1 protein-coding gene is annotated in these 388 nt (G+C 61.9%); it reads left to right on the top strand.

Annotated features, from left to right (window positions below; translation table 11 throughout):
- Nucleotides 1–10: 10 nt before the first annotated feature.
- Nucleotides 11–388: flagellar basal body rod protein FlgC (flgC, locus tag D7V77_RS42990; RefSeq protein ID WP_120581795.1), on the top strand; the 378-nt coding region annotated here is incomplete at its 3' end.

The following is a 388-nucleotide window of genomic DNA, read 5'->3' as shown; positions in this document are numbered from 1 at the left end:
GAGAATGACCATGTCCCTTTCCAGTGTTTTCAACATTGCCGGCAGCGGCATGAGCGCGCAGAACACCCGCCTCAACACCGTTGCCTCGAACATCGCCAACGCCGAAACCGTGTCATCGAGCATCGACCAGACCTACCGCGCGCGTCACCCGGTGTTCGCCACCACCTTCCAGAACGCCCAGGCCGGCGGCAGCCAGTCGCTGTTCGAAGACCAGGGCGAGGCAGGCCAGGGTGTGCAGGTCAAAGGCATCGTCGAAGACCAGAGCAACCTCGAGGCGCGCTACGAGCCTAACCACCCGGCGGCGAACAAGGACGGCTACGTCTATTACCCGAACGTCAACGTGGTCGAGGAAATGGCTGACATGATTTCCGCCAGCCGAGCGTTCCAG

This window comes from Corallococcus sp. CA041A, from assembly GCF_003612075.1.
GTDB lineage: Bacteria > Myxococcota > Myxococcia > Myxococcales > Myxococcaceae > Corallococcus > Corallococcus exiguus.
This window is presented reverse-complemented; position numbering and strand designations above follow the sequence as displayed.